At 42.7% G+C, this 25,828-nt stretch carries 26 protein-coding genes; 15 read left to right on the top strand and 11 right to left on the bottom strand.

The features are described 5' to 3' along the window. Positions 1-2: 2 nt before the first annotated feature. On the bottom strand, positions 3-1,976 hold the full coding sequence (locus OEX01_03400; protein MDH5448033.1) for an ATP-dependent DNA helicase: 1,974 nt from the start codon (positions 1,974-1,976) through the stop codon (positions 3-5). A 234-nt stretch (positions 1,977-2,210) separates the two neighbouring features. Between OEX01_03400 and OEX01_03395 the strand changes: the two genes are divergently transcribed. Both OEX01_03395 and OEX01_03390 read left to right on the top strand, forming a co-directional pair. Beyond that, complete coding sequence (locus OEX01_03395; GenBank protein MDH5448032.1) at positions 2,211-2,714, top strand: hypothetical protein; 504 nt, start codon at positions 2,211-2,213, stop codon at positions 2,712-2,714. Positions 2,715-3,169: 455 nt separating this feature from the next. Beyond that, positions 3,170-4,546 (top strand): NAD(P)/FAD-dependent oxidoreductase, encoded by a 1,377-nt coding sequence (locus tag OEX01_03390; GenBank protein MDH5448031.1) that lies wholly within the window; start codon positions 3,170-3,172, stop codon positions 4,544-4,546. 175 nt (positions 4,547-4,721) lie between these two features. On the opposite strand, the gene gltA is transcribed toward OEX01_03390, so the two are convergent. The 3 genes from gltA to trxB form a co-directional block, all read right to left on the bottom strand. Continuing rightward, positions 4,722-6,131, bottom strand: a complete 1,410-nt coding sequence (gltA, locus tag OEX01_03385; GenBank protein MDH5448030.1) for an NADPH-dependent glutamate synthase — start codon at positions 6,129-6,131, stop codon at positions 4,722-4,724. Position 6,132: 1 nt separating this feature from the next. After that, the gene (locus OEX01_03380; GenBank protein ID MDH5448029.1) at positions 6,133-6,966 is read right to left on the bottom strand and encodes a sulfide/dihydroorotate dehydrogenase-like FAD/NAD-binding protein; all 834 of its coding nucleotides are present in this window, start codon (positions 6,964-6,966) and stop codon (positions 6,133-6,135) included. A 407-nt stretch (positions 6,967-7,373) separates the two neighbouring features. Continuing rightward, entirely contained in the window at positions 7,374-8,306 is a 933-nt protein-coding gene (gene trxB / locus OEX01_03375) for a thioredoxin-disulfide reductase (protein MDH5448028.1), read from the bottom strand. Between the two features lie 171 nt (positions 8,307-8,477). Here trxB and OEX01_03370 point away from each other — a divergent pair, with 171 nt between their 5' ends. Further along, entirely contained in the window at positions 8,478-9,026 is a 549-nt protein-coding gene (locus OEX01_03370; GenBank protein MDH5448027.1) for a 50S ribosomal protein L15e, read from the top strand. Positions 9,027-9,056: 30 nt separating this feature from the next. On the opposite strand, the gene OEX01_03365 is transcribed toward OEX01_03370, so the two are convergent. The 3 genes from OEX01_03365 to OEX01_03355 all read right to left on the bottom strand — a co-directional run bounded on the left by OEX01_03365 (position 9,057) and on the right by OEX01_03355 (position 11,691). Beyond that, positions 9,057-10,169, bottom strand: a complete 1,113-nt coding sequence (locus OEX01_03365) for an ABC transporter permease (GenBank protein ID MDH5448026.1) — start codon at positions 10,167-10,169, stop codon at positions 9,057-9,059. A 170-nt stretch (positions 10,170-10,339) separates the two neighbouring features. Beyond that, entirely contained in the window at positions 10,340-11,155 is an 816-nt protein-coding gene (locus OEX01_03360) for an ABC transporter ATP-binding protein (protein MDH5448025.1), read from the bottom strand. 65 nt (positions 11,156-11,220) lie between these two features. Then, positions 11,221-11,691: a pyruvoyl-dependent arginine decarboxylase gene (locus tag OEX01_03355; GenBank protein MDH5448024.1), complete on the bottom strand. Its 471-nt coding sequence runs from the start codon at positions 11,689-11,691 to the stop codon at positions 11,221-11,223. Between the two features lie 173 nt (positions 11,692-11,864). On the opposite strand from OEX01_03355, the gene OEX01_03350 reads away from it, so the two are divergent. After that, positions 11,865-12,278, top strand: coding sequence for a Mov34/MPN/PAD-1 family protein (locus tag OEX01_03350; GenBank protein ID MDH5448023.1), 414 nt, complete (start codon positions 11,865-11,867; stop codon positions 12,276-12,278). A gap of 111 nt (positions 12,279-12,389) precedes the next feature. Further along, positions 12,390-13,598 (top strand): winged helix DNA-binding domain-containing protein, encoded by a 1,209-nt coding sequence (locus OEX01_03345; protein MDH5448022.1) that lies wholly within the window; start codon positions 12,390-12,392, stop codon positions 13,596-13,598. 234 nt (positions 13,599-13,832) lie between these two features. Here the strand turns inward: OEX01_03345 and OEX01_03340 are convergent, their stop codons facing one another. Then, positions 13,833-14,111, bottom strand: a complete 279-nt coding sequence (locus OEX01_03340; GenBank protein ID MDH5448021.1) for a hypothetical protein — start codon at positions 14,109-14,111, stop codon at positions 13,833-13,835. A gap of 130 nt (positions 14,112-14,241) precedes the next feature. Between OEX01_03340 and OEX01_03335 the strand changes: the two genes are divergently transcribed. From OEX01_03335 to OEX01_03325, 3 genes are all read left to right on the top strand, one after another. Next, positions 14,242-15,111, top strand: a complete 870-nt coding sequence (locus tag OEX01_03335; GenBank protein ID MDH5448020.1) for a helix-turn-helix domain-containing protein — start codon at positions 14,242-14,244, stop codon at positions 15,109-15,111. 365 nt (positions 15,112-15,476) lie between these two features. After that, the gene (locus OEX01_03330) at positions 15,477-15,917 is read left to right on the top strand and encodes a 30S ribosomal protein S12 (protein MDH5448019.1); all 441 of its coding nucleotides are present in this window, start codon (positions 15,477-15,479) and stop codon (positions 15,915-15,917) included. Positions 15,918-15,931: 14 nt separating this feature from the next. Beyond that, positions 15,932-16,510, top strand: coding sequence for a 30S ribosomal protein S7 (locus tag OEX01_03325; GenBank protein MDH5448018.1), 579 nt, complete (start codon positions 15,932-15,934; stop codon positions 16,508-16,510). 1 nt (position 16,511) lies between these two features. On the opposite strand, the gene OEX01_03320 is transcribed toward OEX01_03325, so the two are convergent. Together OEX01_03320 and OEX01_03315 are read right to left on the bottom strand one after the other, a co-directional pair. Beyond that, positions 16,512-17,687 carry a 50S ribosome-binding GTPase gene (locus OEX01_03320; GenBank protein MDH5448017.1) on the bottom strand — a complete coding sequence of 392 codons (1,176 nt, stop codon included), beginning with the start codon at positions 17,685-17,687 and terminating at the stop codon, positions 16,512-16,514. Between the two features lie 236 nt (positions 17,688-17,923). Beyond that, the gene (locus tag OEX01_03315) at positions 17,924-18,613 is read right to left on the bottom strand and encodes a hypothetical protein (protein MDH5448016.1); all 690 of its coding nucleotides are present in this window, start codon (positions 18,611-18,613) and stop codon (positions 17,924-17,926) included. Positions 18,614-18,915: 302 nt separating this feature from the next. Here OEX01_03315 and tuf point away from each other — a divergent pair, with 302 nt between their 5' ends. The 6 genes from tuf (at position 18,916) to OEX01_03285 (ending at position 22,370) form a co-directional block, all read left to right on the top strand. Continuing rightward, positions 18,916-20,220, top strand: a complete 1,305-nt coding sequence (gene tuf / locus OEX01_03310) for a translation elongation factor EF-1 subunit alpha (protein ID MDH5448015.1) — start codon at positions 18,916-18,918, stop codon at positions 20,218-20,220. A gap of 132 nt (positions 20,221-20,352) precedes the next feature. After that, complete coding sequence (locus OEX01_03305; GenBank protein MDH5448014.1) at positions 20,353-21,057, top strand: hypothetical protein; 705 nt, start codon at positions 20,353-20,355, stop codon at positions 21,055-21,057. A gap of 8 nt (positions 21,058-21,065) precedes the next feature. Then, positions 21,066-21,428, top strand: a complete 363-nt coding sequence (locus OEX01_03300; protein MDH5448013.1) for a hypothetical protein — start codon at positions 21,066-21,068, stop codon at positions 21,426-21,428. Between the two features lie 104 nt (positions 21,429-21,532). Then, positions 21,533-21,913 carry a 50S ribosomal protein L7Ae gene (gene rpl7ae / locus OEX01_03295; protein MDH5448012.1) on the top strand — a complete coding sequence of 127 codons (381 nt, stop codon included), beginning with the start codon at positions 21,533-21,535 and terminating at the stop codon, positions 21,911-21,913. A 1-nt stretch (position 21,914) separates the two neighbouring features. After that, positions 21,915-22,148: a 30S ribosomal protein S28e gene (locus OEX01_03290; GenBank protein MDH5448011.1), complete on the top strand. Its 234-nt coding sequence runs from the start codon at positions 21,915-21,917 to the stop codon at positions 22,146-22,148. A gap of 24 nt (positions 22,149-22,172) precedes the next feature. Next, the gene (locus tag OEX01_03285) at positions 22,173-22,370 is read left to right on the top strand and encodes a 50S ribosomal protein L24e (GenBank protein MDH5448010.1); all 198 of its coding nucleotides are present in this window, start codon (positions 22,173-22,175) and stop codon (positions 22,368-22,370) included. Positions 22,371-22,373: 3 nt separating this feature from the next. On the opposite strand, the gene OEX01_03280 is transcribed toward OEX01_03285, so the two are convergent. Beyond that, positions 22,374-23,915 carry a radical SAM protein gene (locus OEX01_03280; protein ID MDH5448009.1) on the bottom strand — a complete coding sequence of 514 codons (1,542 nt, stop codon included), beginning with the start codon at positions 23,913-23,915 and terminating at the stop codon, positions 22,374-22,376. A 168-nt stretch (positions 23,916-24,083) separates the two neighbouring features. Between OEX01_03280 and infB the strand changes: the two genes are divergently transcribed. After that, on the top strand, positions 24,084-25,828 hold a 1,745-nt coding region (gene infB, locus OEX01_03275), incomplete at its 3' end, for a translation initiation factor IF-2 (protein ID MDH5448008.1).

Raw genomic sequence — 25,828 nt, 5'->3', positions numbered from 1 at the left:
GATCACGATGAGAGCGCTTGTGTAGATGACTTAAGCCAGAACTGGCTAATCTTTTCCGCACACTTTGCAGGAGTCTGTATTATTTTCATTTCATTCTTGAAATAGCTTGGAAGATATTGTCGGATGTCTGGACGCATGACGCGTCCGTCCAGGATTACTATACAACCTTCATCATTAGCTGATCGGTGGACGCGTCCACATGTTTGAATTAAACGGAGTATCGCAGGCGCCAAATATGCATATGTCCTACCGTTCTCAGGAAAATGTTGTTCAAGATAATTTATCAGACCTTTCTGGTAAATGTCCCACGTTGCGTAAGGGAGACCTACAGCGACTACACATGTTAAAATGTTATGGGGATAATCAATTCCCTCACTAAATTTGCCTCCCATTACTCCAAACAGCAAGCTGTCAGAAGACCTAGTCAGTTGTTCAATCACATCTCTTCTTTTCGTCTTTTGCTGTTCCACAATCATCTTCCTGTCCGTTTTTATCAAAGGGAAAACTCTATCCATTAATCCATAACTTGTGAAGAAAACAGCTATATTGCCTTGATTTGCATCAGATATGGCTTCGATGTAGTCTCCCCATTTCTCAAGCATCTCGTTATTTCTTCTTTTAAACTCCGATGACACACCTCGGGCAACCAATATGAGTCTATTCTCAGGCGGAAAAGGAGGATCAAACTCTTTGAGACATGCGTTGTTGGGTTCGTAAAGCGTCAAATCTCTGTAAACTCTAGGAGGAGAGAGAAACCCACTCATAAGAATGCTTCCACGGACCTGCCGCAGAACAGGATTCGTCATCTCCCTTCCATCAAAACTCCTGACCTCTAAAGCAATCCTACTCTTCTGATCCTTACTCACCAGATGGATATACTCCGTACCATCGTTTTCGAGAAAAGTCTCTATGAACTTGCCTACTCGATAGATATAGCTAAGAATCCTCTCAGAACCTATTTCAAGTCGCTTCTCTTTCACATATTCGCCATATTCTTGAAGGATTCTTGCAATTTCTAGACCAGAGACTCCACTTCGGTTAAGAAACAAATCACCAATCTCTTGAGGATTAAGCCGTCTAAGCTCCCCACTCTTCAGAGTCTGCTGGGCAACTTGAAAAACTTCCTCAACTAATATGTCAAGATACTCTCGAACCGACATCAATTTCTCATGTTCAAACCTTTCAGTTTCTTTGAGAGCCCTTTCCACAGCATATCTTGTTAATTTGTCGGAAAGCAACTCTCTGGCAAAAGTGGGAAGATTGTGCGCTTCATCAATGATAAGGTAGACTCTAGAAAGGTCGACCCCCAAACTCTTCAGTAGCGTCTGCCTGATCTTAGGATTAAAAACATAATGATAAGTTCCGAGAAAAAAATCAACTCGATGAAGAATTCTTTTTAGTGCTTCATAGGCACAAAATCCTCGTCTAGACATCAGTCTAACTGCTTCTTTTGGAGCTAGAATTTTTCGAGCGCAACCCAAGGCCAGTTCCTCAGCTTGCTTTTTGGCTCGGATATTATTCCAATAAAACTTACAATAGGGCTTAGTAGAGGACTCGCAATTATCCTTCAGTCTCTTACACTCTTCGAAAAAGTCAAAATAGGGAAGATTTACTTTTATCCGCAGCGGACACATGTATTGTTTGCTGAAGAAGGATGCTACAGAAAGATCTCGAGATAACGCCCTCAACTCTTTAAGATAAATGTGTAGTTGACTTCTAGTTCTAAAACAAATCATCAGTTTGTCCTCTTCAAGCTGAGGCAGAACAGCAAGAAGTGAAGCCAAAGACTTGCCTATTCCACAAGGAGCACTTCCTAGAAAAACTTCCTTGTTTTTGATAGCTTTAGTTGCCTCCTTGATAAACTCCATTTGCCCTCCTCTTATCTCATAGTTTTCAGGAAGTATACTCTTCGAGGTCTTGCTTTTTACAGCTCTGCGGATTTCCTTCAGGAACCTTGAAACCTTGCTCTCTGGCATCAAATATGTTCCACAGTCGCGACAGAACCTATTCTCTTCAAACTCTTCAAAGGAATATCTCCTTCCACACTTTCGGCAAGCATAGATCTGAGGCAACTTTCTCCCTTGGTGTAATCTTACCACTTAATAACTTATGCTTTGTTACATGCTTTAATGTTAATCTAGAGACAGAAGCAATCGAGATTCGCGTTAAATATATGAGCATTGTGATGATAGTAAGAAAGAGGGAATCACATGAGTAGTTTTCACGATGACTTGCTAAAAGGCAGCCAGATAAAAGATCTAATTAAAGTCTTGTTGCAGAAATCGGGATATTCGGTTTTTCCTTACGGCTATGAAACCACCATTTCAGAAATCAGAAACAAGCTAGCTGAGAAAGGTACAAAGAATTCCAGGACTGTTCGCAGAATAAGATCATCACCAGATTTACTTGTATATGACCAGGAAAAGAAAGATTTGATGCTTGTTGAAGTGAAGATGCGCAGGGCACCAAGAGAAACAAGTATTAAGTATCTAAAAAGAATTGCAGACTACAAAAAGTTCTGGAATGACAGCATTCTGGTTGTTATAGCGCCCTGTGGAGACATAATGTACGCACAAAAGGTAAGCGAACTTGAAGTTAAACAAACATATAATGCCATTACAGATTTCGTGCAATTTGAAGATGTATTTACAAGAGCAAAAGCGGAAGACATCCTCCACTTTAGAGAAAAAGCAATGCAGATTATGGAGAAATAAGGTGAGACAGATGAGTTCAACTTCTCAACCTAAAGGACGTTTCTACACACGCATCAACAATAACGACTTTCTTGGAATTACTATCTGGGCTGGAAAATCCGATCCTACTGCTGAGGTTATTGTTGTGTAGCTTAGGCATAGAAATGGAGACAATTGGAAGGCTATTGGACGTTTGGCAGTCTATAGAACTTCAGATGGAATGTATTCAAAGCTTCCTGAACGCAGATAAGGCAAATCCACGATTAATACCGCAATATGTATCTCTTAAGATCTGTTAGTAGTGATATATAATTCGAAGATTACAGACGATAACCGAAGGATTTCCATTCTTAATAATGAAGTTACTATTATTTCAACCAGACTCTGAATATATAGTAGACGTTCACAAACTGAAATAGTATCTATAAACTTTTATTATAGTTAGGCTATTGTGTGTAGGCTTTGGAGGGTGCCTCTTGAAATATGACGTTGTGATTGTGGGTGCTGGGCCAGCTGGCATCTTCTCGGCTTTAGAGTTTGTGGAAAATACGTCGCTGAATATTCTGATTCTGGACAAGGGAGCAGACATTGACAAGCGTAAGTGCCCCGCTAGTAGAGGGTTTGGATGCCTTAACTGTGACCCGTGTAATGTTCTTCATGGTTGGGGTGGCGCGGGGGCCTTCAGCGATGGAAAGTTGACTCTTTCTACTAAAGTGGGGGGTTGGCTTGGTAAATACGTCAACGAGGAGGAACTTCAAGAATTGGTGGGTCATGTTGACGGGGTCTATACTAGGTTTGGTGCTCCGAACAACGTTTATGGGGTTGATGTGGATCGGATTGAGGAGATTGAGCGTAGGGCATCTCTTGCAGGTTTAAAGTTAGTTCGGCAGAAGGTTCGTCACATGGGGACTGAGAAGTGTGCGGAGACGCTTCGGAAGATGCGGAGTTTCTTGGATGGCAAGGTGGATGTGAGGACTAGGAGTGAGGTGAAGGGGCTTATTGTTAGGGATGGACGTGTTGAGGGCGTTGAGACTGTTGGTGGTGACCGGATTTTTGCGAAGTATGTTGTTGTCGCGCCTGGGCGAAGTGGAGCGGAGTGGTTAAAATGTGAGGCTCAAGCTTTGGGCCTGAAGACGTTGAACAACCCGGTTGACGTGGGGGTTCGCGTTGAGGTTCAAGCCGCAGTTTTGGAGGAGTTAACGGATGTTTTGTATGAGCCGAAGCTTGTTTACTATTCGAGGTTTTTTGATGATTATGTTAGGACTTTTTGTGTCGCCCCTTATGGGGAGGTCATCACTGAGTCTTACGATGGTGTTTTAACGGTGAATGGGCAGAGTTACGCAGAGCGGAAGAGCGGCAACACGAATTTTGCGATTTTGGTCAGCACGTCTTTCACTGAGCCGTTTAAGGAGCCAATTGCGTATGGAAAGTATATTGCGCGGTTGACTAATTTGTTGAGTGGTGGTGTTATTGTGCAGCGGTTGGGGGATTTGGAGGCGGGGCGACGGTCGACTGAGGAGCGTATTAAACGTAGTACTGTGGTGCCTACGTTGCGGAGTGCTACGCCTGGGGATTTGAGTTTTGTTGTGCCGTATCGATATTTAGTGGATATTCTGGAGATGCTGGAGGCTTTGGATAGGATTGCGCCGGGGTTGGCTTCGAGGGACACGTTGTTGTATGGGGTTGAGGTGAAGTTTTACTCGTCAAGATTAGCATTAATTGATTGCTTAGAGACACCGATTAAAAATCTGTTTACTATCGGAGATGGAGCAGGGCTGACACGTGGACTTGTTCAAGCGTCGGTTTCAGGCGTGATAGCAGCAAGACAAATAGTAAAACGAGAAAAAACCTAAGAGTTAGCAATTTCTCAGCTCTCCCTCAATGGACTGGAATCATCTCAGACCTCTTATTCCGCAAAGTCTTCAAGTTCCTGCTTAGACGACCCCAAAAGCTCTCTTTGAAATCTTCAAATTTTTGGTTGGATTCCTTCCTAGTTCAATCAGGAAAAATACTGATTGATCAGTATTATCACCTTTTGTTCATGAGGTATTCGTGGATGGCTCGGGCAGCCCTTTTTCCAGCCCCCATAGCGCTGATTACCGTGGCTTCGCCTGTTACGATGTCGCCTCCAGCATAGACGCCTTCAATGCTAGTCTTTCCAGTAGCCTCATCAACCACTATTGTACCCCACTTCGTAGTTTCCAAGCCCTCAGTTGTCAGTTGAATAATGGGGTTTGGTGTCCTTCCAACTGCGATGATTACTGTATCTACATTCATGAGAAATTCTGAGCCTTCAATTGGAACGGGGCGTCTGCGTCCGGATTCGTCGGGTTCTCCAAGTTGCATTTTGATGCATTCCATCTGTTTTACCCAGCCTTTTTCGTCGCCGAAAAACCTTGTCGGGTTTGTTAGAAGTTTGAATATTATGCCTTCTTCTTCAGCGTTTTCTATCTCTTCTGCGCGGGCAGGCATCTCTTTCCTCGATCTTCGGTATACTATGTAAACCTCTTCAGCGCCCAGTCTTAAAGCAGAGCGAGCGGAGTCCATAGCCACGTTGCCCGCGCCAACAACCGCCACTTTTTTGCCAATTCTGATGGGTGTATCATACTCTGGAAAAGCATACGACTTCATTAAGTTCACGCGAATTAAAAACTCGTTTGCTGAGTATATTCCGCCTAGGTTTTCGCCTGGAAGCCTTAAGAATCGTGGAAGCCCTGCGCCTGTTCCTATGAAAACTGCGTCAAACCTGTTTCTGAGAAGTTCGGGAATAGTAAATAGTCTACCAATTAGAGCGTTGGGTTTAATGGTGGCACCCAACTTTCTAACGTAGTCTGCTTCGGCTGCTACTATTTTTTTGGGCAGCCTAAACTCGGGTATTCCGTAAACTAGTACGCCACCTGCTTTGTGTAGAGCTTCAAAAATAACAACTTCGTGTCCAAGTTTAGCGAGATCTGCGGCAACAGTAAGCCCTGCGGGTCCAGCTCCAATAACTGCTACTTTTTTCCCAGTAGACGATTGCTTTGATGTAGATTGTACACCTTTCTTCATTTCATAATCTGCTACAAATCTCTCCAGACGTCCTACGTTGACGGGTTCACCAGCCTTACCCATCACGCACTGCTGCTGGCACTGTTCTTCTTGAGGACAAACACGCCCACAAATAGCGGGAAGACTGTTTTTTTCCTTAACTTTCTTTGTGGCTTCGTCAAATTTGTGTTCACTAATTAGTTTTATGAACGCTGGAATGTCTATCTCTACAGGGCAACCTTCGATGCATTTTGGTTGTGGACATTGTAAACATCTTTTTGCTTCAGCAACTGCGTGTTCTTCGGTGTAGCCAAGTGCCACCTCGTTGAAGTTGTGTATTCTTTTTTCTATTTTTTGTTTAGGCATTGGAACGCTTTCTTTACAAATCTTTGGTTTTGGCTTCTTTTCCATCTCAGTTGCCTCTGCATTTCTCCCAGTGGTCTATAGCAAGTTTTTCTTCGGTAAGAAACGATCTTTGACGCTTTATTAATTCGTTAAAATCCACTTGGTGACCATCAAACTCGGGACCGTCGACACATGCAAATTTAACTTTGCCACCAACTGAAACCCGGCAGGCACCGCACATTCCCATTCCATCCACCATTATGGGATTCAAACTAACAATTGTCTTTATTTTGTATGGTCGTGTAACCTCGGCGACGGCCCTCATCATTACTGTCGGGCCTATAGCATATACGATGTCTATGGAGCATCCTTTTTCAATCAGCATTTTGAGCACTTCGCTGACAAATCCTTTGTGTCCTTTAGAGCCATCGTCGGTTGAGATGTGAACTTCGTCGCACATGCGCCTCATTTCCTCTTCTAAGATAAGTAGCTTCTCGTTCCGTGCGCCAATTATCGAGATTACTTTGCTTCCTGCCTTTTTGAAAGCTTTGGCTATGGGCAGACAAGGTGCAGTGCCAACACCACCACCGACGATTACTACCGTTCCATAGTTTTTTATGTCACTCGGCTGTCCCAAAGGGCCAACTACATCGTATAATTCTTCGTTGACATTGAGGGAACCAAGTTTTTTAGTTGACACGCCAACTTCTTGGAAAATCAGCGTTACAGTACCGTTTTCGGGCTCCCAATCGACAAAAGTCAACGGGATTCTTTCCCCTTTTTCATCCACTCTTAATATAACAAATTGACCCGCCTGAGCTTTTTTGGCAACTTCGGGAGCATAAATCTTAGCTAATTTTGTTTGAGGAGCCAACGTTTGCATGGCCACAATTTTGTACATGCCGTCACATCCGATACAGCTTTTGCGTGTGTAGAAATAGCTTACTACATAAAACGAACTAATAAATTGATTGCGGTAGGGACTTAAAGAAGAGACAGGCTACGCACTTTATAATTGCACAAGAAGAGTTAGCCACAAAAATAAGCTTGAAAAAGAATACGACGAGTACGTGTTAAAGGAAAACTGAACGGCAGAAACAGCATATTACCACAAATTTTTTGTACAAGTCAACTACTAATAAATAAGTTAGTGACGTTTTTCTGGCTTTGCCTTCTGTGGGAAAAGAAGCTCGCAGAACCTTGAGTCACCAGCGCACATGCGCAAACGCCTCTTGCGTTTAGGTGTTGACTCGGTTCCGATGAAACGGGCCTCTTATTCCCTCAGAAAGCGTCTTTTCTAAATGCAAATTAGCCTTTGTAATAGTAGGGTCGTTTAATGTAGCCAAATGCTTCTGTTGCAGTAACTATGGCTTGACCTACTGCAGTTCCAATTTGCTTTACTGGTCCGTTAGTCACGTCGCCTGCGGCAAATACGCCTTGGACATTTGTTCTCTGACGAGCATCAACGATGATGTAGCCATCCTTATCTACTGCGACACCTGCATTTTTGACGAAATTGGTGTTAGGTATCTCGCCAATTTGGACGAAGACGCCGTCAACCTCTAACTTCTTAACCTCTCCAGTCTTGTTATGCTGTAGAATCACGCTTTTCACTACGCCGTCGCCTTTAACCTCTTTAACCTTGGAATTCCAGAGAAACTCTACGTTCTGCTTTTTCAAAGTCTCTATGCAAGCTTCTTCAGTCCTTAATTGATCCTTGCGATGCACTAACTTAACATTTGCCGCAATATTTGAAAGATAACGTGCGGACATTGCAGCTGAGTTTCCACCTCCAACAACAATTACTTTTTTACCTTTGAAAAAAGCGCCGTCGCACAACGCACAATAGCTAACACCACGTCCTTGGAACTTCTCTTCGCCCAGCACGTTGAGCAGTCGATTGTGAGTCCCCGTGGCAATTATTACTGCTGATGCAGAGTAAGCATTCTTATCTGTTTTCACAAGTTTCTCTTCGCCTTTAAGATCAAGTGACACTACTTTTTCCAGCCCATTTATCTGTGCTCCAAATCTTTCGCAGTGTTTGGTCATTTTTTCAATCAGTTCTAGTCCGCTGATGCTTTCAAAACCTGGGTAATTCTCAATCCATGGGGCGACTGCTGCTTCGCCGCCTGGCGTTTTCTCTTCAAGTATGAGTGTCTTTAGTCTGCTTCTTCCAGCGTATATTCCTGCTGTTAATCCAGCTGGACCAGCGCCTATTATAATCAGGTCCCAGTTTTCCATTTTCCTTCGGTTCTAGGCTACTTGAACTGTGGCTAATAAATTCATTGCCAGGATATGTTTAGAAAAAGCTTTATTAGGATTCTCATTGTGTTACCTACAAGCCGTTGGCGGACGCTCGATCCGTTGGAATGTAACCTTTAAGGTTGAACCACAAACTGGAGAAAACACGGTATGACTTACAAATATATTTCGAAAGCTTGGGAAAAACCAGAAGAATCCTTTGTGAAAGAACTAATGTGGCACAGGCTTATTGAATGGAGAAAGCAACCTTCGATTGTTAAAGTTGAAAAACCCACGAGGCTGGATAGAGCACGAAAGCTGGGGTACAAAGCCAAACAAGGCTTCGTAATGACTAGGGTTAGAATAAGACGGGGAGGCTTGAACAGACCTAGACCCAAGTCAGGTAGAAAGCCAAAACATATGGGTGCTGTCAAGTATAAACCTGCAAAAAGTTTTAAACTAATAGCTGAAGAGCGTGCAGCGAGAAAGTTTCCGAACTTGGAAGTTCTCAATTCTTACTGGGTTGGAGAAGACGGACGCTACAAATGGTTTGAAATCGTCATGGTTGACCCGGCGCATCCAGTTATCAAAACAGACAAGGACATTAACTGGATTTGCGAAAAAGCGCATAAGCGGCGAGTTTTTCGAGGATTAACCAGTTCAGGAAAGAAAGTAAGAGGGCTTCGGCATAAAGGTAAGAGAGCAGAAAAAGCTAGGTAAGGCGCGCGCATCATAATCGGCATTAAGAAGCTATTCTTCTCTCCAATTTGTTATCAGTGTACCAACGATAATAAAGAACACACCCACACCTAACATTACTGCCGTATTAAACAGCGTGCTCGACACGTTGCCGTAGACCATTGAATCTCTCAACCCATTATTTAAATAGGTCAAGGGGAGAGCCTTCGCGATCTGCTGCAAGAAGTCTGGCATCATTTCAAGTGGAAAGAAGCTGCCGGAAAGAAACATCATCGGAAACGTAATAGCGTTTCCAGCAGCGTCAGCAGAATCCGACTCTTTAACGAAACGCGCAATCACCATTCCTATTCCTGGAAAGGCTATGGCACCTGAGACGATTAGAATCACTGTGTAGATGTTTGGCAGAACCTTCAAGTTGAACACTAGAACTCCCACGGTTAGAATGACTGCGGTGGAGATTGCGCCCATGACCAGTTCGTAAAGCACCACTCCGATAATCCACTCTAACTTGGAAAGCGGTGTTGTCGCTAGCTTCTTTAAGATTCCAAGCTTTCTGTTCCGGGTGTTCCATCCAACAGCCCCGAAGATGCCTGAAGTCATTAAAGTCATCCCAATAATTCCTGGAACAAAGAAGTCAATGTACTTGAACGTCTCAGACACTATGCTTTCATCTTTAATTGTGACCAGTTTCGGAGGACCTTGTTCTGTTAACTCCGTGTTGAACATCTCCACAAACTGCTCGATCACGCTCTTCACAGTGGCAGAAGCAGTGTCAACCTCCGCTGGAACCATCTTAAGAACTATACTAACATTGTTGCCAACAGAAACCGAACTATGGAATCCGTACGGAATTATGAGCATCCTCTGTATGCCCTTCCCTTCAATAAACTGAGTTGCATTCTCTGTTGAATCAACCATATGCAGGTTTAATATCCCTGTCTTGTTCAGCGTATCGCAGAACGCATTTGACAGTAGAGTGGGTTCGCCATCTACGACATCTTGATTTTGCATGTATAAATCAAATGTCGGATTTTGGCTCACGCTAAAGATTGCTCCAAAAAGCAACATCAGCAAGAGTGGAAACGCAAGTGTCCAAAACAAGGTATGTTTGCTTCTAAACCACATCCTTAGAGCGCCAGCAACGATGGCTAAGACTCTTTTCAATGCAATTCGCCCTCCACAATCTTCTTTCCAGTAAGGTTAAGAAACACATCCTCCAGTGTAGGCCTTCTAACTATAAGCTCGGCAAACGCCGCTTTTCTTTTACTCAACACTGAAACCGCGTCTGGCAGATCAGATTTCTTTTTAAGGGTTGCAAGAACATCTCCATCGTTTTATAATCTTACATCAGAAAACATTTGCCCAAGCAAATCATAAACGATTTTTCCTCCCTCTTCAACTACCAAAGTAGTCTTTCCACCGTGCTTGACAATCAATTTACTCGGAGTTCCCATAGCAATTATCTCTCCAAAACTGATTATGGCAACTGTGTCGGCGAGTACCTCAGCCTCATCCATGTAATGAGTTGTCAGAAAGACGGTTTTTCCTTGTTCTCTTAACCCGTCGATAAGGTTCCACATGTCTCTTCTTGCCCTAGGGTCCAGTCCAGTTGTCGGCTCGTCAAGGAAAACAACGTCAGGATCGTTCACTAAAGCGATGGCGATAGCCAGTCTCTTCTTTAGTCCTCCTGACAGGTTCTTGTATAACGCGTTTGCTTTGTCCTTTAAATCAACCAGTTCAATCAGTTCGTCGATGTCCATGCCTCCGTCGTACATTTTCTTGTAGTAGTTGAGGTTCTCTTTCACGGTTAAGAGGTCGAAAGTGTTGAAGTCTTGGGGCAAGACACCGACTCTCTTCCTGATTTGCTGCTGTCCTTTCCTATCACGAATGTCAAAGCCTAGAACTTTTGCTTGTCCTGAGGTTGAATTCCGCAGGCAAACCAGTATCTCTACGGTTGTGGTTTTTCCAGCCCCGTTGGGACCGACAAACGCGAAAACCTTTCCTTTGTGAACAGTGAAGGATATGCCGTCTACAGCTGTAAGGTCTCCGTATTTCTTCACAAGCGACTTGACTTCGATAGCAACTTCTTCGTGCAATTTTTTCTCCGCCTTCCCAACAGTGGACAACCTCAACAATATTAGCTTTTTCAAAAATTCGTTAAACAAAAGAAAAATGCTTACAGTTTGATTTTATAATGTTTGTGCGCGTGAAGTTGCTAGCAAGTTAGTGGGCAATAAACAAGCGTTGCAATAACACAGCCGTAATGGGCCATCGGCACACGCAAAACCTCAATTCGAAACTTGACCTCCCCGATTTCTATTCCTCTAATCTCAGCCATCTCTCTAATCCTCCACACCAAAGTTTCCCTCAAAGCCTTACGGTCCATAGACCCATGAGCCTCTGCCACAATACCATACTCTCCGCTTTTTTCCCAAGCCCACGCAATCCCTGCACCAACAGTGACTCCTTCATCTCCATCCATACGAGCAACAACAGCGTGAACAATAGAGCCAGCAGGTAGTTTCTGCCATTTTCTCTCTTTACATTCAGGTGGCAATATAGAGCTAACTGGCACCAAGTTGCAGTGAGCTATTCCAGCGTTTTTCAAAGCAAGGTCAAACGCGTTAAGTTCAGAAACTGGACTAGTTGCTTTGCCACTTGTTACGAAGAACTCCTCAGGAATCATCTTTTGTTTTTTGCCTCGCTAATGTTGAATGCAATTAAAACATGGTATAAATGAGTTGTGGCTCGCTTAACTGGTGCGCGCACATTTTTGAAAAAAGAATTACAATAACTACTTTAACGGTTAAGTAAAAGTAAAGTGTCGTAAATCAGATCTCATTGAGCGAGATTATTGTAATGTTCGAAAATAAAAAATCCGAGAAAAAAAGAAAGGAAGTTGTGCAAATAAAGTATAGCATTTTCAACTCTATTTTAGAAAGTGCCAGAACTGCATATCCTCGAGAAACAATCCTTCTTCTACGCGGCAAGATAAGAAAAGATAGAATTGAAATAACCGATCTTGTCATTCCTCCGTTGGCTACCCATGGAAAAGGATTTTCAAGCTTTCCTCCATATATGCTTCCGATAGACTTTTCGCTTATAGGAACTGTTCACTCTCATCCTTCCAGTGTGTCGAAGCCTTCGATGGAAGATTTAAACCATTCCTTTGGCAGAATAATGATGATCGTGGCTTATCCTTTTGTTGGAAAAGAAAATGTGGCAGTTTACAATCGTTCGGGTGAAAAGATTGTGTTGCAATTGACAGAATAACTTGAGGTTCAGTAAAGTTTTTTCTTGTAGACATTTTTATTCGTACACATACACTATTGACATGACAACGTATTCAACTTGAAAAATTAATGGACTAATACGGTAAGGGATATGATGAATTTGAGAACGGTTTCAAAGAAGGCTGCCAGAAGATTTCTTATCGCTAGGCAAGGATTCCAGCAGGGTGAGGGAAAAATCGGAACGTTGGATGCGATTAAGCGGTTAGAGTGTGTCCAAATTGATCCTGTACGTGTTGTCCACCGCAACCACCATCTGGTTCTTCATAATAGAGTGAGCGACTACAAACCTTCATATTTGGATACATTACTCTACAAGGACAGAGCTGTGTTTGAATACTGGTGCAATGAGAAATCAATCATTCCCACAGAGGAATTCCGATACTTTCGTTATCGAATGCAGAATTACATGGAGTTCCACTCTCCATTCTATGAACGCTTGAAAACCAAGCGAGAAGAGCTCAAAAACGTGATCCGCCACGTCTTATCGGCAATCGAAGCCGACGGTCCATTGTGTGCACAAGATTTTAAAGGGAAAATAGGAAGCAAAACTGCTAAGCGTGTTTTGAATCTGCTTTGGGACTGTGGTGAAGTAATGATTCACCATGTTGAGGGAAATCGTCGATGTTACGACTTTACGGAACGCGTCTTACCTAAGAATTTGATCACCGAGATACCCAGCAGAAAGGAATACGATCGATTTATGATTGAGAAATATATGGAGGCCTACGGTTTCATCGACGTGCGAGACTGGAGATTCGGTTGGCTTGCGTTAAAAAGTGCTCAGCGTAAAGCAATAGTAGGAGAGATGGTCAAAGACGAGAAGATTTTTCCTGTGAAGATAGAAGGCGTTAAACATGTTTATTTCGTTCTGGAAAAATATTTGAGCACTCTTGAAGCCGCAGAAGATTCTTCCATCAAAGAAAAAATCCGCTTTATTGCTCCCCTTGACAATGTCATTTGGAATCGGAGAATGATCTCAGAAATATTTAATTTCGTTTACGCTTGGGAAATTTACAAGGTTCCAGAGAAGAGACAATACGGCTACTATGTCTTGCCGATCCTTTATGGCACAAGATTTGCTGGAAGAATCGATCCGAAATTGGACCGAGCGAACAAAACGATGATAATTAATTCTGTGATCTTAGAGGAAAATCGCTTTGAAGAAAACTTTGTTGTTGAATTGGCAGCGACATTGAGGAGCTTCCTCAGCTTTCATGACGTCTCGCAAGTCAATATATTGAAGACTAGGCCGAAGGGGCTAAAAGATACGCTGTTAGTTGAGTTGAATCGATCTGCTTAACTATGTTAGTGCACAAACTTGAGTAAATCCTTAAGTATTTTTCCAAAAAACTACCGCCAAACTCAAAATATGGGGCTTGAAGTTGAAAGGGAGAAGATAAATCCAATGAAAGCTCATCCTCGTAAAGATAAACGCGCTAGGCTGTGATTCACAGACACAGAAAAAAGGGGAAATTGCGTAGCAGAAAATCCTTAACAGTCATTGTAGTTTGATTCGTTGGTAATGCCTTACGTTTTAAAGGCAACGCTGCTTTTCACGAATAAGCCATATTGCTTCAGCCTTCTGCCTTTCCATTCTCAGCAATTGAGCATTAATTCTCTGGAGTTGATCATGAGTTACAGAAGTGTCAGAGAACTCTTTCTTAGAAACTTGTAAATTTGGCGTTAACTCAGAACTATTTTTAATTATTCTGAGAACCACCTTGAATGGTACGACTAATCTGCCATTGAAGGTTCTTTCTAGCATACGCATTTTCTTTAAACCAGATTTTCCCATTTTTCTTTTCTCTCCCATTGTTACACTATGATCGTGTAACACTTCTAATATTATCGTCGAACCTTATAAACCTTCTGTTCCTGTTACACTTTGTTTGTGTAACAAAATTTATATGGAGCAGTTTATTTATAATATAAAGGGAAGCCTTATGGCAAATAGAAAGCCTGCTGAAATTTTAGATAAGCAATTCGGTTTAACCCCATATGAATCACGAGCTTATGTTTCTCTACTGACACATGGCCCCATGACCCCAAGTGAATTAGCGCAAAAATCGGGAATACCTAGGCCTAGAGCCTACGATGTACTGAGAGGTCTTACGGAGAAAGGCCTTTTAGCAGAACAGTCTGGAAAGCCCACAATTTATGCTGCTGTGGAACCAACAAAAGGATTAAAAAATCTTCTAATTGGCATAGAGATAGAAACATTAGGGCAATTGGAAGAAAAGAGGAAAACCATTCAGACATTAACGAAATCGCTTCTGCAAATGTACGCAAAAAGCAAAAACCGTAAAATTGAAAGAAGTAAAGTGTGGTTTACTCGAAGGGACACTGCATTCGTTGCAATTTACAGTGAAGCCATAAGGAACTGTGAAAAAGAGCTTTCGGTAGCCACAACGTCTTTGCGTCCTCCCGAAAAAGAAGTACTTGAAGCTGTAGAGTTTGCCCTTAAAAATGGTAAATCCGTGAGGGTTGTAAGACAGATAACAGAATCATGGACTCTGGAAGAGTTGAAAATGTATGAAAAGTATATTAGAGCTGGAAGCCAAGTAAGATATCTGAACAGAAAAGAGATTCCGCTTCGGTTCATGACATTTGATGAAAAAGATGTAATTCTCGTTTTTCCATCAGAATCCAACTCAACAACATCGCAAACTCTTGAAGGTCTATGGCTTAGAATCCCTCCTTTAGCAAGAATTTTGCGTGAACATTTCGAAGAATTGTGGAGAAAAAGCGAACCAATACTCCCAATATTGGAGGAAATTAAAAAGAAAAAGCAAAGAAAGAAAGGCCTTAGTTAAATGTTAAGTGAAGGCCTCTCAGCGTATTTCCCTTAAATTTTATAATACCGCTCTACTTCACTTTTTTATTTTTTCAGTAATGTTTTGTCGCGGAAACTTCTTTCCACATTCAAAACAGGGCTCCATGCTCCTCGGATTTCTTGCCCCACAATTCCAGCAATTAACAAACTTGTTGGATTCCAGTATACGATGGATTAAATAGGTAATCGGTGGGCTGTGGTACGCCCAACCAGCCACGCTCATAAGTCTAAATATAATTATATAATGCCCACATGGTACATATCTTTTCCTATGTAAGTTTGATGCATGTGCGTGACAGTTTAAATATTAGAGTGCGGTTTATCGTAGCGAAAGGATTTGAAAGTATGGGTTCAAAATCGCCAACTGGTGAATTCGCCGCAAGACAACTAGTCAAGAAAAGGAAAAAATTCCGGTGGAGCGACCGCTACTACAAACGGCGAATGCTCAGACTAGATGTAAAAGCTGACCCGCTACAAGGCGCACCCATGGCGCGAGGAATTGTGCTAGAGAAGGTTGGCGTTGAAAGCAAACAGCCTAACAGTGCCATCAGGAAATGCGTGAGAACACAACTCATCAAAAATGGTAGATCTATCACAGCCTTTCTACCTGGTGACGGAGCTCTAAATGTAGTAGATGAACATGACGAGGTATTAGTTGAAGGCATCGGCGGCTCCCGAGGAGGAAGTATGGGCGACATCCCCGGTGTAAGATGGAAAGTCATCACAGTTAATGGCGTGTCTCTAAACGAACTTGTATACGGAAGAAAGCAGAAACCAATGCGTTGAAAAGGGTGTAAAAAATGAGCAAACAAGTGCAAGAGATAAAACTTTTCGGAAAATGGAGCTTTAAGAACGTTCAGATACAAGATATTGGTTTAAAAAAATACGTTTCCCTTTCACCAGTTTATATCCCCCACAGCATGGGCAGACATGAACATCACAGATTTCACAAGGCAGAAGTAAACATTGTTGAAAGATTCATAAACAATTTGATGAGGCCAGGGAAAAGCGCAGGCAAAAAAGCACGAGCAATAAACATGTTAAGAAACGCGTTTGAAATTATTCACTTGCGAACAGGAAGAAACCCCATTGAAGCCCTCGTAAAAGCTGTTGAGAACTCTGCTCCGTGCGAGGACACAACCAGAATAAGCTATGGCGGTGTTGCTTATCACATGGCTGTTGATGTTGCGCCTCAGAGAAGAGTAGACATTGCTCTTCGCCTATTGTCGGAAGGTGCGCGAAAATCAACTTTTGGCAATTCTCGCACATTGGAGGAGTGCATAGCAGAAGAACTTGTTCTGGCAGCAAACAATGACATAAAAAGCTACGCAGTGTCTAAACGCAACGAAATGGAAAGAATCGCTAGGGCGTCAAGATAACCTACCGCATGTGCATTTCTACAACGTCTTTATCATCCAAAATAAAGGACAATCCTACCTTCTGTGGACTGAACGGAAGTCGCTTTGACCATACTCTCGCATAAGAAAAGCGTCTATAAAAGTCACTGTGAATCTGCTTAGCCAATTCCGCAACTATTGAATTCTTCTTCAAAATGAATGGTGCTGAAGACGGTTCCTTGCTACTTGGCTCTTTAGTGTAGACTCGGATTATTTCAAGCGACTTAAACAGTCCTGCACCAAGTCCTTCCAATCCGACCCCCGTTTTGCAGGACACTGGAATTATATTGATGCGCCCGCCAACAAGTCTTTCCAATTCTCTAAGACTTTCTGTCACTCCTTTGACATCGAACTTGTTTGCCACTATTATTGTTGGACGAAACACGGCGCTCTCAAAAATTGAGTCCTCGACATCGTCAAGCTGGGCATCACCGTATATTTTTACAACAGCGTTTGAAACTCTGTAGCTTTTCAGCAGCGTCTCCACATCTTTAAGCGTGCAATTGACAAGTTGGCCGATTACAAAGATTCTTAAGCCAACACCCATATGTTTCCGTTCTATTTCCACCCGCGCAGTTGGCTTTTTGACAAGAATACGGGCGTTTTCAAGTTCATTCAATATAAGAGAAAGTTGTCCAACGGGATTTTCAGCCAAGTCAACCATTAAAATCAAGCCATCAGCATTTCGAGCCAACGCCAATGTTTGTTGTCCCCATGTCTTTCCTTCCGCGGCACCTCTAATTATTGCTGGGGCCTCAACAATTTGAAATTGGAGGTCTTCAAAGGGAAGCATGCCGGGAACTGGTTCGTGTGTTGTGAAAGGGTAGTTGGAGACTTCAACTTTCGCGTTTGTGATAGAAGCTAGAAGGCTGCTTCGCCCCGCCTTTGTTTGTCCTAAAATAACAATCTGAGCAGCTCCTTCTTTCTCAATAAAAAGCTTTGGTCCATGTGCACCGATTTTTTTGCGTTTTTTCTCTTTTGCCTCTCTCCGTAGTGTAGCCATTTTTGTTTTTACTTGAGCACGAAGTTTTTCTGTGCCTTTGTGTTTAGGAACTAAGCTCAGAAACTCTTGTAAAAGTTGAAGCTTAGCCTTTGGGTTTCTGGTTGTCGAAGCTTCGTTCCATTTCTTTTTTGCTTCTACAGGCAAATTGGTAGGCATCGTGTCTCTATTCCTTTTACTATAAAAAGGTGAAGAAATATCTATTTATTTAGAAGGAAATTGGTTTTGGAATAATTTATGCTGTTTGGCAGTGACTGAGCCATATGGCACCAAAGGGAAAAACACCAACAGAGAAAACGAGAATCACAAGACTAGGTAATAATAAGTGGCTATGTCTAATAAAGGTGAGTAGCAAAAAATGGCATCTTTCTTATGTCTCAAACCTTAAACACGTATCAAGTTGTCGCTTCACTAGTGAATATAGTAAAAGGTCCAGTTTCAGGTGTTATACTGAAATAGTATGTTTCGCCATTTGTCCATGCAAGTGGGAAGTGATTTGACGAGTTGAGAACGATTGTGGCTGTTTGGTTGACTGGGACAAGTTTTCCTATGTCGATGTTTGTATAAGATGTCACCATACAATACATTGGTAGTGCATCGGTTAACTCAAGTCCTATGATTTTTCTTTCTCTTGTGCCTATGTTTTTGACAACTATGGTTGTCTTGTTTTCAGTGGAGTCCCAAAATATGTCTTCGATTTCCAAAGGGAGTTCTCTTTGAAGCGCTGTTTCAAGTAATGAAAAGGTGTTTCCATGTGCTGTTACAATGGTTAGACTATAGCTATGCCCTGAAGACCAATTATACATAACTCCTAAACTCTGAGTTTTTCCTGCATCTACTGTAATCGACCCATTAGGGTTATCCCATAACGAAACATGATTTATCTGCAAATCTACAATCTTCATGTTAGTGTTTCCAGTGTTTTTAACTTCCATATTAATGAAATCGTATCTATCATTAAACTCGCAACTAACAAACACAAGCGACTCTCTTGCATATGCACTGATGTATATGCAAGCACTTGCTATTATCACTACTGTGATTATATAAATGCCGAAGAATGCCTTTGCTTCCTTTTTGCACAACCACTTTTAAGAAATGGGAAAACGGTAGATAGTCTTTATGAATTGGCAATACATTTTGCGTGGTGGCGTGAATGGGAAACAAGAACAAACTATGCTCTCTGTGGTTTTTTAATCAATATATGTAGGCGCTTCTTCTCTTTCTTGCTAAGTCCCTAGTTAACACTCACGGTTTTTTCTGTAAGTCCAAAAGAATTGACAGAATCTGAGAAAGTAAACTTAATATTGCTGAAGGAACAGTGGTGTAAACCGAATTTCACCAATATTTGGAGGAAAGAAATAAGCAATATATGGAGAAGGAAAAAATGAGCAAATCAGAGAAACCGCACCTAAACCTAATCATCATCGGTCACGTTGACCATGGAAAATCTACAACCACTGGGCACTTGCTCTATGAAGCTGGCGCCATCGACGAACGAATAATAAAGTCTTACGAAGAAGAAGCTAAAAAGCTGGGCAAGGAAACTTTCAAGTTTGCATGGGTTCTCGACAATCTTAAAGAAGAACGAGAGCGAGGCTTAACTATCGATCTCAGATTTCTCAAGTTTGAAACGCCAAAATACTTCTTCACGGTCATCGACTCTCCAGGCCACAGAGACTTCGTCAAAAACATGGTTACGGGCGCAAGTCAAGCAGACGCTGCTGTACTTTTCGTTTCGGCGAAGAGAGGAGAATTTGAAGCAGGTATCGGCGCTGGTGGACAAACACGAGAACACGGCTTCTTGGCTTTCACGTTGGGATGCCATCAGATGGCGGTTGCCATTAACAAGATGGACGACCCGACGGTTAACTGGAGCCAAGAGCGCTACGAAGAAATCAAAAGTGAAATCGGCCGCATGCTTAAGATGGTTGGCTTCAAAGTGGATAAAATCCCGTTTGTGCCGACGTCTGGCTGGACTGGAGATAACTTGCTTAAGAAAAGCGACAAAATGCCTTGGTACAAAGGACCAACGCTCTTTGAGGCTCTGGACGGTTTCGAGGTTCCACCTAAGCCGCTTACGAAGCCGTTACGTATACCTGTGCAAGACATTTACACGATTACAGGAGTTGGCACCGTACCGGTGGGACGTGTTGAAACTGGAGTCGTAAAAGAAGGTGACATGCTTGTATTTATGCCGTCGAATGTGAAAGGTGAAGTCAAATCTATGGAAACGCATCACACTAGGGTGCCTAAAGCTGAGCCGGGAGACAACATAGGCTTTAATGTGAGGGGTATATCGAGAAATGATGTGCGCCGAGGAGACGTGGGTGGACACCCAGACAATCCGCCAAGCGTTGCTAAAGAATTCATTGGACAAATCATAGTAATCTATCACCCCACTGCAGTTGCAGCTGGCTACACACCAGTGCTTCACTACCACACAGGACAAGTGGCGTGTCGGTTCACAGAGCTTATCAAGAAAATTGACCCTCGAACTGGTCAGACCGTTGAGGAAAAACCGGCGTTCTTGAAGACAGGCGATGGCGCTGTTGTCCGAATGGAACCCTTGCACCCTATCGCGGTAGAACCTTACACTGACTTTCCAGAACTGGGACGATTTGCGGTGCGAGACATGGGTACAACTGTGGCTGCTGGTGTAATCAAAGAAATCACAAAGAAAGGACCTTAAAAACTGTAAACTCCTTCTTTTTCTTTTTTTTTCTTTGTCTTTTACCACAGTAAAGCGCAACGCTGATTTTTGTCAACGTTTTATTAAGCAGTGAACATATGTTTGACTGTCGTTCACGGTTGAGTTGAGAAAATGTCTGGAACAGAAACGCTAATTCCTTACATTGAAGAGCCAAAAAAAGAACCCCAGCCTACAATAATAGTTGACAATCACGAGGCAAGTAGCGCATCAAAGATTGTTAAAGGATTGGTGGAACGGGGAGCCGCAGTTAAAACTCATCCGCTGTCAAAAGGCGATTACATTCTTTCAGATCGTTGTGCTGTGGAGCGGAAAACGGTTCATGATTTTGTCTATACACTTACACGTCGTTACCTGTTTGACCAGCTTTTCGGGCTAAAAGAACTTTATCCAACCGCTATTGTTCTACTTGAGGGATATCTGCCGATAATTTACAAGTTCACCCGCATCAACCCCTCAGCAGTCTGGGGCGCCATGTTTGCTTTAGCAAAGCAAGGAATTGCGTTGGTTCACACAACAAACTACAAAGGAACAGTTGACTTTCTTTACACCGCTGCCAAACAAGAACAGATAGTTGAAAAACGGATTCCTGTAGTGCACGCTGCAAAAAAAACTGCAACTCTGGCTGACGCACAATTATACCTCGTTGCAAGTCTTCCAAACATCGGCCATGAAAAGGCGTTAGCCATCCTTGAATCATACCAGACTCCCATAAACGCTCTAATTAACGTGGATGGCTGGGCAAAAGAAGTACACGGTCTCGGACCCGTAATTAGCAAGAAAGTGAAAAAAGTCTTAAACACGCCGTTCAAGGAGTAGAAACAGTTTTGGACGTAGAAATTGCACCTACAAAGAAAGTTGTCGTTTTGGGACTTGACAAACGCCCATTAGACGATCTTATTTGGTGTGCATCAACCTTTAGTATAAATCGTTTGTTTTGGATAGACGGATATCTTATATGTGCTGAAGTTTACGAAAAAGCCTTCGAACACGAAATAGCAAAGCACGTGTTCCCAATCAGCCAAGTCTGCTTCACAGAGTTTCCAAAATACAAAAAATTCTATGAAGTAGAGAAAGGAGTACATCTTCCAATAGTTAACGTTAAGGGAGTAAAGATTTTCACAAATTTGTTGAGCGCAATCCTAGAGGAAGAAAAGAAACGTAACACGTCACCAAAACAACATACTTAATCCAAAGCTTATATCCTTGAAGCAGCATTGCTGTATGCACAAAAATCATTAAACCTTATAAATAGGAGATGTTGAATAAACTCTGCCAAAAAGGGTGAAGGCTAATGTCCAAACCATTCTACGTAAAATTTGAGATTCCCACAGAAGTAGCAGATGCGGCCTATGAAGCCCTCCAAATCGCAACACAAACAGGTCAAGTCAGAAAAGGAACAAACGAAACAACAAAAGCCATAGAACGCGGCATAGCAAAATTAGTAGTCATCGCAGAAGACGTTGAACCACCAGAAGTCGTTGCCCACCTTCCCATACTCTGCGAAGAAAGAAAAATCCCCTATGTCTTCGTTCCAACAAAACAGAAACTAGGCCCGGCTGTAGGTATAGATGTTCCATCTGCGTCCGTCTGCATAGTAAAAGAAGGCGACGCTGCAAACCTCATCAAAGAAATAATCAGCCGAATCGAGGCACTTCAACGAGGCAAACAGTAAGATGAGCAAAAAAGAAGAAGCGAAAACACAAGAGCTAGAACACATTCCCGCCGAAGTCATCCAAGTAATAGGCCGCACAAGCGCAACAGGTGGAATCTCACAGGTTCGAGTGCGTATACTTGAAGGCAAAGACAAGGGTCGCATAATCACTAGAAACTTAAAAGGCCCAGTCAGAGTTGAAGATGTGTTGATGCTGAGAGAAACGGAGCGAGAAGCAAGAAAAATGCGACGTTAAAAAGGAAAACTGGAGACATGATAGATGCCAAAATCGAGGTTATGCTCCTTCTGCGGGCACGAATTTCAGCAGGGCACGGGTCAAATGTATGTTAAAAATGACGGCACTATCCTATGGTTCTGTTCAAGTAAATGCCGCAAGAACAGTTTGAAATTGCGTAGAGATGCGAGAAAGCTGAAATGGACAAAATATTTTGGCAAAGAGGAAAAAGGCAGGGCTTAGAGTCTAAGATGTTGTTGGTGCGATTAAGAGAGGGATGACAATTTTTTCCCAAATTTTTTCATTATCAATGCAACCAATATCCGGAGAGTCAAGGTCGCCGTTAAAATAGCTATAGGAACGAGCACGGCAACCACCGCAGATGTACTTGTCTCTGCAGCTTCCACACCCAACTAAACGTCCTCCCACATTATATGATTTTAAATTCTCTCTTGTTCTAAGCTTCCAAAACATTTCGTCATGGTCCCACATTTGTTCCAAATTGTCTTTTAGGATGTTGCCTCGAACAGTTTCTTCGTTAGTGGGGAAAAAGACACATGGTTTGATGTCGCCGTTTGGCTCAAGACACATGTAAAGTCTTCCAGCGCCACATCCGCCTAGAAAGTTTGCCACAGTTTCCACGCCTTTCATGGCAGCATAGTGAGCAGAAACGGCGAAGTCTTGTCTTTTTTCCTTAGCTATCTTCTTGACAACACTCGCATACTGTGGACACGTGCTGAAGAAACGGTCAACTCTTATGTTGCTTTTCCCCGTTTTTTCTTCTTCTTCCTTAGTTTGAATAGAAAGATCAACAATTTTCCTCCCCATTATTTCGAGAATGGAAAGGCGTTCCTTTGGAGTTAGGTCTAACTCGAAATGTGCTTTAGCCCTTCCTGTAGGGATGTAATTGAAATGTATAAATCGGACGCCCAGCTTATCCCTAAGTTCAATTATCTTCTCAAATTCACCTATGTTTTCTTTATGTATTGTAGTGGCGATACAAGCATCGAGGCCCTCATCTATGCTGTTTTGTATCCCCTTCATAGTTTTTTCGAAGCACCCTGGCACACGCCGGAGCTCCTCATGCACCTCCTTAGTTGCACCGTCGAGACTTATCTCAACATATTCTATGCCCAAATCCTTTAGTCGTTTTGCGTTATCTTTCGTGAGTAGTGTTCCGTTTGTGGCTACGCTAAGATAAGAAATTTTCTTGTGAGCATAGGCAGCAACTTCGAAAAAGTCTTTGCGCATTAATGGTTCGCCACCGGAAAAAGAAAGAGCTGGAAGGCCGGTTGAGGCTATTTTCGAAAGCTTGTCGATGGCGAGGAACGCCTCCTCTGTGGATAGTTCAGGTTTATACTCACCCGCGTCTTCGTAACAGTGTTTACATTTTAGGTTGCAGACATGTGTGAAGTTCCAAACAACCTCAAATGGACCACCCGGAGTAAAGGGGATTCGGATGCCGTATTTTTCGATTCCTTTCATCATCAGAGTGAAGCCTTTCAACCAAGCGTCACCGTGTTTTGGATCGAGAAAGCAGTTTTTCATGAATTTCTTGTCAGTGCGCATTATTCGGCTGCCTGCCTCGTAAAAGGGCGTAGCTACTTTGTTGCTTAGCTTGCTGCATCTTTCGCAGAGTTTTAGGTCGTCACCTAGGAACTGCCTTAAGGAGTTAACCATCAGGCTTCCGTCTTTTTCGCATTCTATATCGAACTTGGAAATTATTTTTTTTAAGGCAGGGTTTAATACTGTTGAAAGCAGGTGGTTTTCAATTGGCTCGATCTGCATTTTTCCTCAACCCGCAGACAGAGATCGCCACAATTTTCTTTTAGAGAGTAGTTGCATTAAAGAATATCTGTAAAAGCATCGATAAGCAAAACAGTTTATATCAAAGGCACAGCATTTTTATGAGGCTCTTAAACTAAGCCTTAGAAAGATCCAAGCGCTGGGAACATTATGACAACAAGGCAACCCATAGTTTGCGTGCTAGGACACGTTGACACTGGAAAGACGCTTTTGCTAGACAAGATTAGGAAAAGCAGCGTCCAAGCACGCGAAGTTGGCGGCATAACCCAGCACATTGGCGCAAGCTTCTTTCCCTTAGACACGCTTATAGAGATATGTGGCCCATTACTTGGTCGGTCGAAAGGAAAAATTCAGATTCCCGGCCTTCTAGTGATTGACACGCCTGGGCATGAGGCTTTTGCTAACCTTAGAAAACGCGGCGGAGGCGCTGCTGACATCGCTATTCTGGTGATTGATGTGTTGAAGGGTTTTGAAGCCCAAACCTACGAGTCTTTGGAGATTTTAAAGGTGAGGAAGACGCCGTTTCTGGTTGCTGTAAATAAAATTGATCGCATACCAGGATGGTTGTCTCAGCCGGAAAAACTTTTTTTGAAATCGTATCAATCTCAAGACCCCTATGTACGTGAAGACCTTGACAACCGCCTTTACACAATTATGGGCACTTTTTCCACCTTGGTCCTTCAGTCTGACCGCTTCGACAAAATAAAAGATTTTACGCGAACAATTGCCCTTGTGCCAGTTAGCGCAAAAACAGGAGAGGGAATTCCAGAGCTTCTATCAGTTCTTGTAGGACTGACGCAGCAGTATCTTAGAACTCAATTACAAGTAACTGAGGGTGCTGGAAAAGGAACAGTATTGGAAGTGAAGGAAGAAGCGGGGCTTGGAATGACTGTTAACGCCATTATTTACGATGGAATTCTCAGGAAAGGAGATACCGTTGTGATTGGAGGCGAGGAAAAGCCCATTGTAACGAAGGTTCGTGCGGTTCTTTTGCCTAAACCCTTGGACGAAATAAGGGATCCTCGCGATAAGTTTTCTTCGGTAGACTCGGTTTCCGCTGCTTCAGGAATAAAACTAGCTGCTCCAGAGTTGGACACGGCTTTGGCCGGAGCCCCATTATATGTAGTGCCTTCAGAAGAACAAACTGAAGAATTTGTCAAAATAGTTTCTGAAGAAGTTGAGAAAGTAAAAATCGCTACAGACGTCGATGGCATCGTGCTAAAAACTGATGCATTAGGCTCTTTAGAAGCTATCGCCGAGATTTTGAAACGAGAAAATGTTCCAATACGGATGGCAGATGTCGGCGACGTTTCAAAACGTGACGTTGTAGAGGCTAACGTCGTGAAGGAGCATGAGCCGCTTTTTGGAGCTATTTTGGCGTTTAACGTAAAGGTGTTGCCTGACGCTGAAGAAGAAGCTAGAGATCGCAGAGTCAAAATCTTTCAACACAGCATAATCTACCACCTAATTGACGAATTTGTGGAGTGGATACGACGCGAACGAGACAAACTAACTCTTGAAGAGTTTGATCGCCTTATTACACCAGGAAAAATTCGAATATTACCTGGATACGTTTTCAGAAAAGCGAAGCCCGCCATTGTAGGAGTAGAGGTTTTAGCAGGCCGAATAAAGCCCAAGGTTGTTCTTGTCAAAGAAGACGGAGAGAGTGTGGGGGAGATTATCCAAATTCAAGACCGAGGAAAAGCTGTTTCTGAAGCCGTGACTGAAATGCAAGTGGCAGTTTCTCTAGAAAAACCTGTCGTAGGACGACATATCCACGAAAAAGATATTCTCTATGTTCGAGTTCCAGAAGCCCATGCTAAGGCGTTGCTGACAAAATTTCAAGACCGCTTGACTACTGAAGAACTGGAAATTCTAAATGAGTATGTAGAGTT

It is taken from the genome of Candidatus Bathyarchaeota archaeon (assembly GCA_029882535.1).
In the GTDB taxonomy this organism is placed as follows: domain Archaea; phylum Thermoproteota; class Bathyarchaeia; order Bathyarchaeales; family SOJC01; genus JAOUKM01.
The sequence above is the reverse complement of the archived record's forward strand: the minus strand, read 5'-3'. Positions and strand labels throughout refer to the sequence as shown.